Origin of the sequence: Nostoc sp. C052 (genome assembly GCF_013393905.1) — a bacterium.
GTDB lineage: Bacteria > Cyanobacteriota > Cyanobacteriia > Cyanobacteriales > Nostocaceae > Nostoc.
In genome coordinates this window covers 7,540,008-7,555,057 of the sequence record NZ_CP040272.1, presented here as the reverse complement: position 1 = coordinate 7,555,057, position 15,050 = coordinate 7,540,008, and the positions used below count along the sequence as shown (strand labels likewise).

General features: G+C 40.2%; 14 protein-coding genes and 3 pseudogenes. 4 read left to right on the top strand and 13 right to left on the bottom strand.

Annotated features, from left to right (window positions below; translation table 11 throughout):
• Positions 1 to 46: 46 nt before the first annotated feature.
• From FD723_RS31140 to FD723_RS31095, 10 genes and pseudogenes are all read right to left on the bottom strand, one after another.
• Positions 47 to 164: pseudogene (locus tag FD723_RS31140) on the bottom strand (IS1 family transposase); the annotation flags it as partial.
• Positions 165 to 392: 228 nt separating this feature from the next.
• Positions 393 to 1,472: a nitronate monooxygenase family protein gene (locus FD723_RS31135; protein ID WP_179068790.1), complete on the bottom strand. Its 1,080-nt coding sequence runs from the start codon at positions 1,470 to 1,472 to the stop codon at positions 393 to 395.
• A gap of 293 nt (positions 1,473 to 1,765) precedes the next feature.
• A pseudogene (locus FD723_RS31130) lies at positions 1,766 to 2,134 on the bottom strand (sulfite exporter TauE/SafE family protein); the annotation flags it as partial.
• Between the two features lie 26 nt (positions 2,135 to 2,160).
• Positions 2,161 to 2,526: a helix-turn-helix transcriptional regulator gene (locus FD723_RS31125; protein ID WP_179068789.1), complete on the bottom strand. Its 366-nt coding sequence runs from the start codon at positions 2,524 to 2,526 to the stop codon at positions 2,161 to 2,163.
• 187 nt (positions 2,527 to 2,713) lie between these two features.
• The gene (locus FD723_RS31120) at positions 2,714 to 3,121 is read right to left on the bottom strand and encodes a transposase (protein ID WP_256874986.1); all 408 of its coding nucleotides are present in this window, start codon (positions 3,119 to 3,121) and stop codon (positions 2,714 to 2,716) included.
• Positions 3,067 to 3,588, bottom strand: a complete 522-nt coding sequence (locus FD723_RS43250) for a transposase (RefSeq protein ID WP_256874985.1) — start codon at positions 3,586 to 3,588, stop codon at positions 3,067 to 3,069. The genes FD723_RS31120 and FD723_RS43250 overlap by 55 nt, the downstream gene beginning before the upstream one ends.
• Positions 3,589 to 3,774: 186 nt before the next feature.
• Positions 3,775 to 3,912, bottom strand: a pseudogene (locus FD723_RS31110) (IS4 family transposase); the annotation flags it as partial.
• A 446-nt stretch (positions 3,913 to 4,358) separates the two neighbouring features.
• Positions 4,359 to 4,877, bottom strand: a complete 519-nt coding sequence (locus FD723_RS31105) for a L,D-transpeptidase (protein WP_179068787.1) — start codon at positions 4,875 to 4,877, stop codon at positions 4,359 to 4,361.
• Positions 4,878 to 5,450: 573 nt separating this feature from the next.
• On the bottom strand, positions 5,451 to 5,966 hold the full coding sequence (locus FD723_RS31100; RefSeq protein WP_179068786.1) for a L,D-transpeptidase: 516 nt from the start codon (positions 5,964 to 5,966) through the stop codon (positions 5,451 to 5,453).
• 113 nt (positions 5,967 to 6,079) lie between these two features.
• Positions 6,080 to 6,712, bottom strand: a complete 633-nt coding sequence (locus FD723_RS31095; RefSeq protein WP_179068785.1) for a bifunctional 4-hydroxy-2-oxoglutarate aldolase/2-dehydro-3-deoxy-phosphogluconate aldolase — start codon at positions 6,710 to 6,712, stop codon at positions 6,080 to 6,082.
• 341 nt (positions 6,713 to 7,053) lie between these two features.
• Here FD723_RS31095 and FD723_RS31090 point away from each other — a divergent pair, with 341 nt between their 5' ends.
• Complete coding sequence (locus tag FD723_RS31090; protein ID WP_179068784.1) at positions 7,054 to 7,326, top strand: hypothetical protein; 273 nt, start codon at positions 7,054 to 7,056, stop codon at positions 7,324 to 7,326.
• 353 nt (positions 7,327 to 7,679) lie between these two features.
• Positions 7,680 to 7,952: a GlsB/YeaQ/YmgE family stress response membrane protein gene (locus FD723_RS31085; protein WP_179068783.1), complete on the top strand. Its 273-nt coding sequence runs from the start codon at positions 7,680 to 7,682 to the stop codon at positions 7,950 to 7,952.
• Positions 7,953 to 8,365: 413 nt separating this feature from the next.
• Here the strand turns inward: FD723_RS31085 and FD723_RS31080 are convergent, their stop codons facing one another.
• Positions 8,366 to 9,532, bottom strand: a complete 1,167-nt coding sequence (locus FD723_RS31080; protein WP_179068782.1) for an AAA family ATPase — start codon at positions 9,530 to 9,532, stop codon at positions 8,366 to 8,368.
• Positions 9,533 to 9,864: 332 nt separating this feature from the next.
• On the opposite strand from FD723_RS31080, the gene FD723_RS31075 reads away from it, so the two are divergent.
• Together FD723_RS31075 and FD723_RS31070 are read left to right on the top strand one after the other, a co-directional pair.
• A complete protein-coding gene (locus FD723_RS31075; protein WP_179068781.1) occupies positions 9,865 to 10,716 on the top strand; it encodes a metallophosphoesterase in 852 nt (283 codons plus the stop codon).
• 175 nt (positions 10,717 to 10,891) lie between these two features.
• Positions 10,892 to 11,725 (top strand): metallophosphoesterase, encoded by an 834-nt coding sequence (locus tag FD723_RS31070; RefSeq protein ID WP_179068780.1) that lies wholly within the window; start codon positions 10,892 to 10,894, stop codon positions 11,723 to 11,725.
• A gap of 798 nt (positions 11,726 to 12,523) precedes the next feature.
• Here the strand turns inward: FD723_RS31070 and FD723_RS31065 are convergent.
• On the bottom strand, positions 12,524 to 13,261 hold the full coding sequence (locus FD723_RS31065; RefSeq protein ID WP_179068779.1) for a hypothetical protein: 738 nt from the start codon (positions 13,259 to 13,261) through the stop codon (positions 12,524 to 12,526).
• A gap of 311 nt (positions 13,262 to 13,572) precedes the next feature.
• On the bottom strand, positions 13,573 to 15,018 hold the full coding sequence (locus FD723_RS31060; RefSeq protein WP_179068778.1) for a DnaJ domain-containing protein: 1,446 nt from the start codon (positions 15,016 to 15,018) through the stop codon (positions 13,573 to 13,575).
• Positions 15,019 to 15,050 lie beyond the last annotated feature (32 nt).

Sequence of the window (15,050 nt, the reverse complement as noted above, 5' to 3'; positions counted from 1 at the left end):
AATGCGGGATGAATCAGTTAATCACGAGTATTTCTCTATACTTTAAATCTAGTTCATCCAGTTCTCCCACTTCGGGAATCTCCTCGGTTGGTGGTGCGTCTGGCAATTTTTCACCAATTTGTTTTAGCCAATAAATAAATTACAGTTGTGTGGTGAACACCCTCTGGTAGCGTCGGCTGAAGGTTGTATTGCCCAACATTGGGTTCAGGTTTGGCAGCTTCGGTAAAGATGTTGCTAGTAGTTCGCCAAGTGAACTTGGCGGGGTAAAGGGTAAGGGGGAAGGTGGGGTCCCCTCTGGGGATAAGGGGCGGGGGGAAAGGGTTTAAATTTCTTATCGGTTTCAATCCCATCACAGCTTGACGGTACACCTTAGTTCGCATACTCAACCTTAATTAGCTGACAAGTTCCCCAATTAATTCTGCAACAGACATCATGCATTCGGCACGTCCAGCATTACTACCCGCAAAAATTAAACCGTTTTCCACATCACCACGAGCAGCTTTATCTAATGCCTGAATAATACAATAGGTTTCTTGATGATCTCGGCATTGGCAAACCTCTAAGCAGTTAGCGATACAGCGCTTTTCTAAATCTGGAGAATTCGCGATCGCTTTTTTCACAAAACTATTTTTTAATGCCCTTCCCGGCATTCCCACAGGAGAAGGGACAATTACCACATCTTCGGGACTGGCATGAAGATGAAACTCTTTATAATTAATATCTGCATCACATTCATCGGTGGTAATAAAGCGAGTCCCCATTTGTACCCCTTTTGCACCTAAAGCCAACATCCGATCGATATCAGCACGGTTCCAAACTCCACCTGCTGCAATCACAGGAATATCTGTACCCACTTCCGAACGCAGATATTCCACCAATTCTGGAATTACTTGCTCCGCATTTAAGGCAACATTTCCTAACTCTTGGTATTTTGCACCTAAATGACCCCCTGCTGTATTTGGGTTCTCCACCACAAAGGCATCAGGTAAACGTCCATAATTACGTTCCCACTTCCGGCAAATCACCTTAGCAGCGCGGGTACTAGAAACAATCGGTACTAGTGCCACATCTGGATAGCTCTCTGTATATTCAGGTAGATGCAATGGTAAGCCAGCACCAGAAATTACTAAATTCACACCATGTTCCACGGCTGTACGTACCAGAGTTTCATTATCTCGCGCTACCACCATCGAATTAATCCCAATCACCCCATTTGGACTGATTTGACGAGCTTTCTGGAGTTCATCAATTAACGCCAAGCGATTTGCTTCAAATAGCTGATGTTTTCGCTGTTTAATCGCAAAATAAGGAGAATTGAGTCCTAATCCCACGGCGGATACAATACCAATGCCACCTGCATTAGCCACAGCACCAGCCAGATTCGCGCCAGAAATTCTGATTCCCATTCCCCCTTGAATAATTGGGTAGCGGGCAATATGTTTACCAATAAGTAGCGGTGGAAGTGTTGTCATATTTGATTTTTAATTTCTTAACTATGGAGTTTTAAAAGTTACCAGCAGATAAAATGTCTTCTTAGTGTTTTAGTGTCTACTTTACGGGAAGCGCAAAGGGTTATATGGTAAAAAACTACTAAAACACTAAACACTAAGTATTTTTCTGTGGCAGCATAGTGGAGAAGCACCACACACCTAAATTGTATAACTAAATAGTTATAAAAAAGATAAGCCTCGGCAGATTTTACTTGGGTTGAGTTTCAGCGTTAGAGGAGTTATTTTTGTGATTAGTCGGGCGTTGCGATGATTTTCTATCTGGGCGATCGCGGTTGCTGACGATTCTGCATCAAAACCAAAGCCGCGATCGCAAGCAAAAAATAACCAAAACTTTTCTGAAGTCTATTAGCTGGAATAAATTGAGCCAAATATGCACGGGGAATTGTACCTGCACTGGCTGCGACAATAAAAGACAATATGAGGTTCCAATTTAAAGATATATGTCCCAAGTAGCCCAAAAAGCCTGCAAATGAATTAAACGCAATGATCAGCAACGATGTGCCGATCGCCTGTTTCATTGGTACATTTCCCAACAGTACCAAAGCTGGCACGATCACAAACCCACCACCAACACCAACCAACCCAGTCAGCACTCCCACACCCAAGCCTTCACTAATTAACCATTTCCTCAGCTTGACTGAGGAAATAGTTATTTTGAGAGGGTGCTAAAGGCTTTGATCTGTTCAAATTCTTTAGTCCGTTTTTGTATTTGGTTACCAATGCGATCGCAAACTAATTCACATAATTCAAAAATTACAGGGTCACTGATCCCATAGTAGACGCTAACTCCCTTTTGCTGACGGGACACCAAACCTGCTTGGGTCAACACTTTTAAGTGTTTTGAGAGATTCGCTTGTCCTAAACCCGTAGCTTCACCCATTTCGGTAACGTTCATCGGCCCGGTTCTGAGACAACTCAAAATCTGTAAGCGACTGGTTTCAGAGAGTACCTTAAAATACTCTGCAACGGGAGCAAGGATTTCTGAAGTATTTTTTGGAGAAAGGGTCTTTGACATAAGGATTCAATTTCATATATAACCTATATTACTATATAGTTATAATTGTAGATAATTTTCATCATGGTTATAAAATGATTCAAGCGACGAGCTTTTGACTTGCAAAGACTTTGCGATCGCAAGGCAAAGGCACGTATTTTCTGAAACTCCTCGTAGATAAGGATCTTGATGAAAAAATAGCCTGAACCTATCCCACTAATAATATTTTGTTAATCCAGATGTGGATTGTAGCAAGGTCAATGAATGCATCGAAGTAAACTTTTTGACGTTCCCATCTAACAACGAGACGGCGGTATTTGCGCTGATACCAAGCAAAACACCGTTCTTGCTGAAATCTAGGAACAGAGATTTTGATTGGTCTTCCTCTATTTTTCTTGGTTTTCCAAACTCGTTTCGGGATTTGAGGACGAATACCTCGTTTCCGCAGGTCAGCGCGTTTTTGTTTCGAGTCGTAACCTTTATCAGCAGCTAGTACTTTGATTCGCTTACGTGGTCTGCCACGTTTTAATGTTTTAAGTTTAACTTTATCGAGTAGAGGTATTACTTGTTCTCTCTCGTTGCCATTGGCTGGGGTAGTGCAATTAGCCAAGGGCATTCCACCACCTTCGGTAAGTGTATGGATAAGAACACCTTTCCCTTTCCCTCCATACGCAACTTCTTCACCTCCTCCCATTGAGCGGGGGAAAAAGAGCCGTCAACAGCCCCAAAGTCCCAGTTTATAAGCCCCTTCTCATTAGCGATCGCTAATACACGTCCTTGTATATATTCAAATGTCCCATCAGAACGCCATCGCTTTAACCATCGATGGGATGAGCTTTTCGATGCCCATATATCCCCTCGTGGAAGGTCACACCATCGACATCCAGTTATCAGAATGTATAACAGACTATTTAATACATAGCGATACGGTGCATGAGGCATTCCTTTACCACGTTTGGATGCCTGCTTAGGAAATATATCCTCAAATAGCTTCCATTCTAGGTCGCTCAATCCCTCAAAACGTCCAGCCATCACTAATACATCCAACCTCTTGCCAAAAAATAGATTACTACAATCTGGCATTAGTGGGATAGGTTCCTAAATCATCAAATGCCCAAACCCAAGTATTAAAGGATTATTGTGCTTTAGATGCATTTGCTCTAGCGATCGTAAGCGGATACTCAATAGACCTGTCGGGAAATAGCGAGAAAAATCGCTGAAAACCTTGCGACACAGGAACTATAGGTACTTGCGGGGCTACAAAAAGGGCTAGGATGCAGATAGGATAAGCCTCATAGCCCTCTCTCCTTGCTGGTAGTACTTACGCTTATTAGGATTTAGTATCAATAATTCAGCGACTAATTCATAAGAGTTTTCCATAAAATTGACCCAGTTAGCTCCATATAATTATTTCTCCACTGTCCGATGAGCGGAATATAGGTTTCAACTAAGATTTGAGCCATAATTCTATGGTTGTTTTTTCGCTGCTTTTATTCAAGATTTGAAATTAGTTTAGCAAGTGTAGATGCAAAGAGAAGCCTAAGCGATCGCTTTTAGTACGTCACCACTTTGTATCTCTAGAGACATCAATGAGAAATCTTTGAGATGCACCACACCCTCATTTTCGTTCTTGGGACAATGCTTAATTTACACGACTTTCAGCCTTAACTGAACCGTATTGGCTCATAGCTCCTGAATTCCCTTGAAAATGTATTTTTAGTCTACCAGTATATGTTTACAGGTACGTTCACTCCATAAACGCACCTGTCCACACATCAAGATTAGAATTATTGTAATGATCAATTCATCATTACAATAATTCATAATTGCAACTCTTAATTACGAATTACGAATTATTTATGCACCACTACTAAAGTTCCATAGCTAGACCAGTTGTAAAGATCACGAGCTTGCTTAACAGGTAAATTTACGCAACCGTGGCTGACTGGAGTTCCAAAACGCTTATGCCAGTAAGCGCCGTGGATGGCATACCCTCTGTAGAAATACATTGTGTAAGGAACATCAGGAATATTATAGTCTCTGCCTCGCATCCGATGAGTACGATACTTAGAATTAATCCGAAATCTACCTATGGGTGTGGGAGTCGATCGCTTACCTCCAGAAATGCGGTATGAATGAACAAGTTTATTACCTTCCCATGCACGTAAACGTTGCTCTGACAAGTCAATTTCAATCCAGCGGTTAATATTATTAGTGCTGTTTTGATCGACTGACGTGGCTGTTGCTGTAGTCGAGTTTGGTGTACCTGTTAACGGTGATGACCAAGAGAATAAAGTCACCATTATCAGCGCCACGCCTGTAAAAAAAGTTCCAGAAGAACGAATCCCACCACTACGAATCCAAGTTTGCATTACGTCTCATCTTCTAAACTACGCAAAAATCATGAAGTCAAGTAATTTTCTGGAACATGACAAATTTCCAGAGCGACTACTCACTTTCTGTGGAGGATTTACGCAATTCATCTTTTATTTGTCATTTGTCATTTATTCTTGGTTAGGGAACTCCAAGAAATAAATTATCCAATATTGTGGGGTGGGCGACATGAGAGCCATATCAACTGGGCGCTCATGTATGTTGCCCACCCCACAAAAGTTAATTGAATATTTTTTATTTGGAAGTCCCTTACATGATGACCAATGACTAATGACTAATGACAACCTTTACAAAAAATCTGTCATTTAAATACCTAAATGCAAAGTTTTCCCTAATTCATATTTGCATTCTTAATTTCGCAGAGAAATTGTCAGGATTTACGCTTATTTTTTTGGGTAAATCGTTGAATACCCTCTTCTTTATTTTATTTCAAGTTCAGTAATTCCGACTCCGAAGATTCCCAGCATAAAATCTTGCTGGGAATCACTTAATTGTCTTGACTTTTTGTTATTTATGATTTTAGCTAAATTGCCTTCTGGCTACTTCACCTACTATTTCTGGATGACTATTGGTGTACCTACTGATGCCCACTGAAATAGCCATTTTGCATGTTTAGGTGCGATATTTACACAGCCGTGGCTCACTGGAGTACCAAATCTCTTATGCCAGTAAGCTCCGTGAATAGCGTAATTACCCTGATAAAACATCGCATAAGGAACGTTGGGAACATCATAGTTTTCTCCCTGCATCCGCGTAGTTTTAAACTTGGATTGAATCTTAAAAGTACCAACAAGAGTAGGAGTAGCTTTTTTACCAGAAGAAATAGCACTTCCATAAACTACTTTGTCACCTTCCCAAGCTATTAATCGTTGCTTTGAAAGATTAATTTGAATCCAGCGCTGATCCGATTGTTGTAATGTCTGGATTGTTTGTGCAATCACTTGATCTTTGGAATTCGCCCAAACTTCACTCGTTCCAGTAGTAGTAAAAACACTTAAGGACAGTGCTGTACCAGTGAGGAGTATTTGTAAGCGACGCACCCAGTCGGAATAAATCAGTCTTTTCATTTTAGATACACTCACACTCAAATCATGGGGTCTTGAGAAACTTATCAGGTTTCACTTTTATTTCCCTATCTATTACTTTAATAGACGTGAAATTTTGATGATTTGATTCTAAGTTAACCCAACTGTCGCATAAGGTTTTTTGCCTGAGTTGCGATCGCTTGCCAATTTCCTTCCATGACAAGCTTTTTGGGAAATAATTCACCGCTCAAACCAACAGCGATCGCTCCGGCTTGCAAAAATTCTTTGGCATTTTCGAGAGTCACGCCGCCAGTCGGAATTAAAGGAATCTGACCTAGTGGCCCTTGCAAACTTTTGATATAATCAGCCCCTCCTACTGCTTGCACAGGAAACACTTTTACACAACTAGCCCCCTGACTCCAGGCGGTAACAATTTCTGTAGGGGTTAACGCTCCTGGTATAATAGGCACATTTTTTTCTTGTGCTGCTTGAATCATTGCCGGATCGATGTGGGGTGTGAAGAGGAATTGCGCCCCAGATGCGATCGCATCTTGTAGCTGCTGCACATTGAATAGTGTACCAGTGCCAATGATACAGGCTGGTAATTCCAAACGTAGTTGACTGATTAATTCCCCAGCGCGATCGCTATTCCAGGTAACTTCAATTAGCTGCATTCCCCCAGAGGCTACAGCCATTGCCATTTGCTCTCCCACTTCGATTTTAGGGGCGCGGATGACTGCGATCGCTCTGTGTTTTTGCAACTGTGATAACCAAATTTGATTAGGCATTTTGACTGGGGATTGGGGACTGGAGATTGGGGATTGGGGACTGGGGACTAGAAAATAGTTTTTATACCAATTTGAAAAATGATTGCAATAGATGGTTTCACAAAGCCCAGACACAGAAAGCGATTCCCAATCCAAAATCTAAAATCTAAAATTCAAAATGGTACTACTTTTAGTAAATACCTAATTTTCAATACTAATACCCAATGCCCCATACCCCATTCCCTTAAAACTTGCTTCTTGCATCAAGCTATGAGATATTAGATACAAATAACAGTAAATCTATCGACTTGCCGTATTTAAAGTTAAATACCTCAGAGTTTGGGTCTAAAGGAGTAATTAAAATGACAATTGCACAACAAAGCACAGCAGCATCCTTACCAATCACTATTCACGATACCGAAAGCGTTGATATAGCCAGCTTGTGGAAGTTTGTGCAATTAGGTGCAAATAGATTTTGGTGGCACATTAAGGCATATACAACGATTCTGAGCGTCATGCTGCTAACCTTGGTAAGTCTGATTTTTCTAAGTATGCATTGGTCTTACCGCAGACTGTTGCCATTTGTCAGCCATCGAATCATCGGCAGCAATAATGGCATAAGCAATCAAAATTAAAAGTTAGACATGAAGTTACCCGTCGTCTCAATCGCCTATTCCGCTTCCTTTACATTACTTTAGAGACAGTCTCTAAAAACTCAGCTTAATTCTTCTAGTAGAGGAGAGAGCTAATTAAAAATGCATATACTGCAATTACCAAGCAATAGTTTGATAAGCCCCTAGTTAAAGACCTACTAGGAGCTTTTTTTTAATTGACTATCTACCTCAGTGGGATTATGTATCAAAAAACTCAATAGCCATTAAACTATTCCTTATGGATATTCATAATTAATTCTGATGATAGATTGAGCGAAAAATGAAAATAGTTAATATGTATTTGTAAGTCAAAAACGTTTACCCAACTAATAACAATGAATATTCTTGCTTGGATTGTTTTAGGTCTAATTGCTGGTGCGATCGCAAAAGCTATCTACCCTGGTCATCAAGGCGGCGGAATTCTCGGAACCATATTGTTAGGAATCATCGGTGCTTTTGTTGGCGGTAGTTTAGGTATATTCTTCAGTACGGGAACCTTAGCTTTAGCAGCACCTACATTTAGTATTCCAGGTGTCGCGGTAGCAGTTCTTGGTGCAATTGTCGCAGTTTTCTTGTGGAACTTGTTAACCAACCGCAGTGCTGTATAAATATAAAATTGCGGGCAATCAGCAACGAACATTTAGCAAATTCATTTAACTATTTTTAACTGTGAATTAAATTAAAAAATAGCGCCACCCTAAGATAGGTAGGCGTTATTTTTTGTTTTTCTCTCTCTACGCCGTCATCCTAGAAAGAGATTTTTGTTTCTGCACAGGCATTACTAAAAATTTTATCGGAAGATTAGCGATCGCTAAGTAAGTAGGTGGATCTAAATAACTATAAGATAGTTTGTCATTGCGTTGGCGTAAGCCTTCCCGCAGGGTACGAAGTGTTCGCGGAGCGTCTCGTAAAGGCTACGGCATAGCTTCGCTTAGGGCGCAGCCTCTCGTAGAGAAGACAAGCAATCATCGCAAATTATATTTAATTGTGTCTACTTATTTATATAATTTTCTTCAAAGTCTTAATTAGCTCTAAGCACACCTATGCCAGCTTTTCTTTCAATGTAATCTGCTAAGTTGATAAAATCTTCACGTGGGTAACATCTTCCGCCAACCAGATCAAACGCTAATCTACTGGCAGGATTTTCTGGGTTTTCGAGTATATGTATACCCCAATAATAAAGTAAGTCGCTAGCCCGAATACAAACTTCTTCTGGATCTATACAATGAAATTTATTATCTCTTTTACTAATTTCTTTATAAGCATTAGAGTAGACTTCTTGTAAAAGTCTTAAACGCTTAATGCCAGGATCTTTAAAATTGTTAACTAGCACAAATAAATGAGCTTCATTATTAATTTCACGGATCTCTCTAACAGTTGATTGAATAACTTTACCATGCTTGCTTATTCCTAGTGGATTGAAGGTTGTTGGAATAATACAATAATCTAATCGCTTAACTAGCTCTGGGGGATTACGCTCTAGTGCTGGTGAGCAATCGCAAATTATTATTTGACAGTCACGAGCAGCATCTTCATCCCAATCATTTCCATCAAACACTTGAATAGTTGTACCTACCCCTTTAGGATTGGGAACAAAAACACCATCACCTACTAATTTTTGTAGATTTTGTTCTGGGTCTAAGTCCACAAGTGCCACATTAAACCCTTGCAGTGCTAATGCTCCCGCTAAATGCCCTGCTACAGTTGTTTTTCCTACTCCACCTTTACAGGTAAAAACTCCAAAATAAACTTTTTTTGGTTTAGTTTCTTCATGAGGTTCAGGATTATCTCTGCCACCAATGACGGAATCACCATCAATCCCAACCAGCTTATTTTCATGGGCAATACCACAGCGAATTTTAGTATCTTTACCCCAGGTTCTCATTAATGCCAATGCTGGTCCGCTAAATCCTTTTGTGGTTATGAACCAACCAAAATTAAATTTTTTGCCTTCCTCAGAATCTAAAAAGTCAGCAAATTTTAAAAGCTGCGGTGTTGTTACGTTACCTTTTAGCCATTTAACCTGAACAGCACCAATTAGATTTCCTTTTTTGACCACTAAATCATAGCCAGGTTGATTGGTCTTTGCAGTTTCAACTGTCCAATCTGCTTTATGAATCAGTTTTGCTACATGCTGCTCAAAGTGGGTAAAATCCTGGATGAACTGTGGCTCTAATAGTGATGACATAAACAGCTTTAAGTGTTTTTGCTCAATCTGGTACTGTGTAATACAGTATACTATACAAAAACAAACTCTAACCCTAGAGTTGATTGATATACGTAATATCAATTATTTTTATTCATAATCTCAGGGTTGAATCCATATACCCTCTCTGTCAAAGAAAGATAGTGTACTCGACATAAATTGACAGCAAAGTTATGTTAGATTTGAGTAAGTATAAATACGCTATAACCTAGAGCTTTCATAAAATTTTCAATAAGTTGCATTGGTCGCTGCACACAAACCGACAATGTTTAGTTAAGCTGTAAGCGCTATGATTGAAGTTTATTAAACGTCTTATGCACTGGTTGTTATCTGGGCCGTTGAGTACAGAAAAATTGACGGTTAACATTGCAGGGTTGCCTGCATCGTTACAGGGTAAGAAGGTAGTGCAATTATCAGATTTTCACTACGATGGTTTGCGGTTGTCGGAGGATATGCTAGAAAAAGCGATCGCAGTTACTAACGAAGCTGAACCAGATTTAATTTTATTAACTGGTGACTATGTAACTGACGATCCGACACCGATTCATAAACTGATACTTCGACTCAAACATCTGCAAAGTCGCAATGGTATCTACGCTATCCTTGGCAATCACGATATATATCACAAACAAGCCCAAGCAGAAGTTACAAAAGCCCTCACTAGCATTGGTATTCACGTCCTTTGGAACGAAATTGCCTATCCACTAGGAAAAGAATTGCCACTTGTTGGACTGGCAGATAGTTGGTCACGGGAATTTCACCCTGCACCAGTTATGAACCAACTAAACCCCGACACACCCTGCATCGTTTTATCCCACAATCCAGATACGGCCGAGATATTACAAGCATGGCGAGTCGATTTACAATTATCTGGTCATACTCACGGCGGCCAAATCGTGATTCCTGGAATTGGCCCTGCGGCGTTGCTTTACGAAAAGCTGGCAAAAAAAATACCCAGAAAAATCCGGCGTCTAATGCCATTTTTGGAAGTCAATGTTTCTGTAGTCGACCATTGGGAATGGGCGCAAGGTTTCCATCGAGTAGGAAAAAATCAGCTATATGTCAATCGTGGTTTGGGAACTTACCTCCCAGGACGCTTATTTTGCCGCCCAGAAGTTACTATAATCACCCTACAAGGTGAGTCAGTAATTCAAAATTCAACATAAAAGAACGCAATTACAGCAGGGATTCTGGGCTAATAATACTTGTTTTGACCGCATAACTTTGAATCAATGAATCAATTGTATCTGGAGTAGATGACATAAATTATTGCATTTTATCAAGTTACATTTTTATTTTTGGTAAGCTGTAAGCGCTGGTATGAGGAGTATCGGTTTGCTTATGCATTGGTTGTTTACGGGACATTTAAGAGTAGATAAAATAACGGTTAAGATTGCAAAACTTCCTGCATCTTTACAAGGTACAACGTTAGTACAGTTGTCAGATTTTCACTATGATGGTTTGCGACTGTCGGAAGATATGTTAGAAAAAGCGATCGCAGTTACTAACGAAGCTGAACCAGATTTAATTTTATTAACTGGTGACTACGTAACTGACGATCCTGCACCAATTCACCAACTGGTGCTTCGACTCAAACATTTGCAAAGTCGCTGTGGTATTTACGCCGTACTTGGGAACCACGATATCTATTACAGCCACTCCAAAGTAGAAGTTACACAGGCGTTAACTAGCATTGGGGTGCATGTGCTTTGGAATGAAATTGCCTATCCACTAGGAAAAGAATTACCATTCGTTGGACTAGCTGATTATTGGTCACGGGAATTTTACCCCGCACCAGTTATGAATCAACTAGATTCTGTGACACCGCGGATTGTTTTATCTCATAACCCAGATACAGCCAAGATATTGCAACAATGGCGCGTAGATTTGCAACTATCTGGTCATACCCACGGTGGTCACATCGTAATTCCGGGTATTGGCCCTCTAGTATTTTATTACAAAAAGCTACTCAAACAAATTCCCAAAAAATTGCGGCGTTGGATAACATTTTTTCTAGGAGACTGTTCTAAAGTAGTGCGATATTGGGAGTGGGCGCAAGGGTTTCACAAGGTAGAAGAAAATCAACTATATGTCAATCGTGGTTTAGGAACTTACCGCCCAGGACGTTTATTTTGTCCGCCAGAAGTGACTGTAATTACCTTAATTAGTGATTAGTTATTGGTCATTAGTCATTGGTCATTGGTCATTGGTCATTAGTCATTGGTCATTAGTCATTGGTCATTAGTCATTGATCATTAGTCAAAATAAATTACTAATGACAAAGGACAGCTTTTGCTGGTCTGAGTGCAATTTAAATGCAATAACACTCAAAGCAGAAACCGCCGGAAGCTACGATAGATAAATGTCAGCAGCTTGGGGCGGTTTCTTGAAGATTGGAGAATTCAGGAGTAACTAAATTTAAAATTTGGTGGACAGTATTCGCGATCGCTATACTCAGAATTGCACATCCTAAAATTCCAACTAGGCAGGCATTTTCTGGCAGTGCGTTTTAAAACCTCCAAAACAACTCATTGAACTTAAGGCAAATACATTCAATGGATGCCACAACTTCGGAGCGATCGCGAGAACATTAGAGCAGGAGGCACAGGCTCTAACTTGAAAGTTTTGTTTAACTTTTAACCTGTTTGTACCTTGGTCTTAATCTAGCATTGTGTTTGTTTAGCTACAACACACATTTACTAAACTTGATTACCATTAATTTATCGCAATAATTCCGAAATATTGCTTAAGAATTATCCCACTTGTTATATATTGGCATGAATACCGACATTATCAAGTGGGCTAAAAGTTCAGAAGCCGTTATTGACCAGAATAAACTTCTTGCATAAGTCGGGAAAAGAGGAAGGGGGAAAGGGTAAAGGGGAAAGGGAAGAAAATCCCCTTTACCCCTTTCCCCAGCCGAAGGCTTTACCCTTTTCCCACGAGAGTGCAAAAAGCACTTTTGCAAGAGTTCTAATTACCTGTAGTCGCATCACCTGCGGTAGAAGAACCACTATTAGATGTACTGTTTGATTGGTCTACTCCTTGAGGTGGAGTAGTTTTAGAGCTATCACTTTTCGTACCTGAACTATCGTTCTGTGAAGTCGGAGTATTAGTAGTTGGACTTGTCGCCGGATTTTGTGCCGCTTTCGGGGTTGGCTGAGTTATAGAAGGTGCTTTTTCTGCCGCAGGCTGTTGGGGTGGAATAGTAATGTTAATATTCGGTTGGCGAGGTGCAGATGGAGGCACAGCCTGCTGTTGGGGAACAGGAACAGCAACAGGTACAGGTACTTCCCTAGTTCTTTCGATTATCGTCGTTGGTGGTTGAGGAGATGCACTGGGCGTTGGATTACTCTTACTCGGTACAGGAACCACTACTGGCACAGCATTATTAACCGCAGCGTTATTCTGCTGGTTGAAGTACCAAACCCCACCTATAACCAAACCAAGCAGGGAAGTTATGATAATACCCAACAGCAAACCACCACTAGCATTGTTTTCATCACGCTGCGCTAAATCTGCTTGCTGGTAGTTACGCTCAACATTTCGACCATGTACGTAACCGTTAGTGTAAGTGTTGGGATTAGTTGTATTGTTCTTAACTGTTTCAGTGGTTTGTGTGAAATTGGTCTGAGTATTGCCATTAATATCAGTGTAAGATTCTTGCTTAACTTCACTGTTTTTGATTTCGCGTTCATTGGGAATAGACATTGATTTCACTCCTCAAATAGGATATTGACAAACTAAAGCTTTCTAAAAACAAGAGATTTTAATGAACTGAAAATATATGTTGCTGATAAATATTGAGTTTTATTTACTACTCAACTGTTGGTAATCTCAGAATAACCTCTGCCCTAAAACAAGTGGCTCTATCTCCAGGGAGTTAATACTGAATCTTTAGAGAGTTAATGCTTAATCAAGAGAAAGAGTATCCCAAAGATGGATGTTATTAAACTGTCAATTAATGGATTGATCGAAAAATCTAGCAATTTGCTTCAATTCTCTAAATTTTTCATTTGTTGTTAGATGTCGCATCGCCAAAGCTTGATGGTCATATCTCGACTACTACTAACCAAAGTTTTGCCATCAGGGCTGAAAGCAACAGAGTTAACCCAATCTGAATGGTTGCCCAGCGTGTAGAGTTGTTGTCCAGTGCTAATGTGCCATAACTTTATGGTACAGTCCGCGCTAGCACTGGCAAGATTCTGACCATCAGGGCTAAAAGCAACAGACCAAACATAACTGTGATGTCCAGCAAGTGTGTTAATTAGCTTACCTGTATTGATATTCCATAACTTGATAGTCTGGTCATAACTGCTACTAGCTAAAATTTCTCCATCAGGGCTAATGGCGACACAAGTCACCCAACCTGAATGCCCTTTGAGAGTTTGTAGCAGTTTTTTACTCTTCAAATTCCACGTTTTAATTGTATTGTCTGCACTACCACTGATTAAAATCTGCTGTTTTGGGCAAATAGCAAGGCAATGAACCAAGTCAGAATGACCTTTGAGGACGTGCAATAATCCCATCTCTATATGGGAAACCTTGATAGTAGTGTCTGTACCGCCACTTAGGATAGTCTGACTATCTGGACTAATGATTACAGAAAAAACTGGGGTTGAATGTACTTTGAGTGTATTGAGTAATTTACCTGTAGACACTTCCCAAATCATCATGCTGCTGTCATCACTACCACTAACCAGAGTTTGGCTATTTGGGCTGTAGGCTAGGCATCTTACCCATTTTCTATGACCAGTGAGAGTATGTAATAATTTCCCTGTGTCGAGATGCCAAATCTTGATAGTATTATCACTACTTCCACTAGCCAAAATTTGCCCATCTGGACTAATTGCAGTTGTAAAAACCCAGTTCAAATGAGTCAGAGTGTGTAGACATTTCCACGGTGAAGGTTGAGACTGTGATTCAGGTGGTGGTGGCGATATAGTTTCAGGTGTTGGTGGCTTTGGCGGTGGTGATGTAGGTTTAGGTGGTGCTTTTTCCTGTTTCAGTTCCAGTTCTTTGGCATTTTTGAAATCTGACCAAGCCCTATTTTCATATCCTAGTTTTGAGCAAGCAAGCCCTCGGTATTTATAGGCTTCAAAGTAGTTGGTGTTAAGACGAATCGCTTGGGTAAAGTATTCTATTGCTTCAGTATATTTTCCTCTTTGAGCTTTCTCTATGCCCAGTTTGTACAAACTTTCAGCATTGGATGGAGTTAAATCAATTTTGGTAAAAGTGGAAGCAGATTTATTTGTCTCATCTGGCTGATAAGACTTTAACTTTGCATAAGCTTGATTGATTTCTTTGATTTTTTCTTCCGCTTCTAGCTTTTGCTGCGGTTCAATAAAACAATCTGGATGCCAAGTCTTAGCTATCTGGCGGTAAGCTTGCTTAACCTCATCAACAGATGCACCTGGTTTTAACCCCAGGATATCGTAAACATGATTTATGTCAAGGCGATCGCTCATACTAGGAAATCAGCAGCAAATCTAACTATACT

Excerpts from the sequence above, each read along its gene's own strand:
- FD723_RS31125 (WP_179068789.1), bottom strand. The coding sequence starts at position 2,526 with ATGTCAAAGACCCTTTCTCCAAAAAATACTTCAGAAATCCTTGCTCCC.
- FD723_RS31060 (WP_179068778.1), bottom strand. The coding sequence starts at position 15,018 with ATGAGCGATCGCCTTGACATAAATCATGTTTACGATATCCTGGGGTTA.
- FD723_RS31080 (WP_179068782.1), bottom strand. The coding sequence starts at position 9,532 with ATGTCATCACTATTAGAGCCACAGTTCATCCAGGATTTTACCCACTTT.
- FD723_RS31070 (WP_179068780.1), top strand. The coding sequence starts at position 10,892 with ATGCATTGGTTGTTTACGGGACATTTAAGAGTAGATAAAATAACGGTT.
- FD723_RS31120 (WP_256874986.1), bottom strand. The coding sequence starts at position 3,121 with ATGCCCTTGGCTAATTGCACTACCCCAGCCAATGGCAACGAGAGAGAA.
- FD723_RS31085 (WP_179068783.1), top strand. The coding sequence starts at position 7,680 with ATGAATATTCTTGCTTGGATTGTTTTAGGTCTAATTGCTGGTGCGATC.
- FD723_RS43250 (WP_256874985.1), bottom strand. The coding sequence starts at position 3,588 with ATGCCAGATTGTAGTAATCTATTTTTTGGCAAGAGGTTGGATGTATTA.
- FD723_RS31105 (WP_179068787.1), bottom strand. The coding sequence starts at position 4,877 with ATGCAAACTTGGATTCGTAGTGGTGGGATTCGTTCTTCTGGAACTTTT.
- FD723_RS31075 (WP_179068781.1), top strand. The coding sequence starts at position 9,865 with ATGCACTGGTTGTTATCTGGGCCGTTGAGTACAGAAAAATTGACGGTT.
- FD723_RS31095 (WP_179068785.1), bottom strand. The coding sequence starts at position 6,712 with ATGCCTAATCAAATTTGGTTATCACAGTTGCAAAAACACAGAGCGATC.
- FD723_RS31135 (WP_179068790.1), bottom strand. The coding sequence starts at position 1,472 with ATGACAACACTTCCACCGCTACTTATTGGTAAACATATTGCCCGCTAC.
- FD723_RS31065 (WP_179068779.1), bottom strand. The coding sequence starts at position 13,261 with ATGTCTATTCCCAATGAACGCGAAATCAAAAACAGTGAAGTTAAGCAA.
- FD723_RS31090 (WP_179068784.1), top strand. The coding sequence starts at position 7,054 with ATGACAATTGCACAACAAAGCACAGCAGCATCCTTACCAATCACTATT.
- FD723_RS31100 (WP_179068786.1), bottom strand. The coding sequence starts at position 5,966 with ATGAAAAGACTGATTTATTCCGACTGGGTGCGTCGCTTACAAATACTC.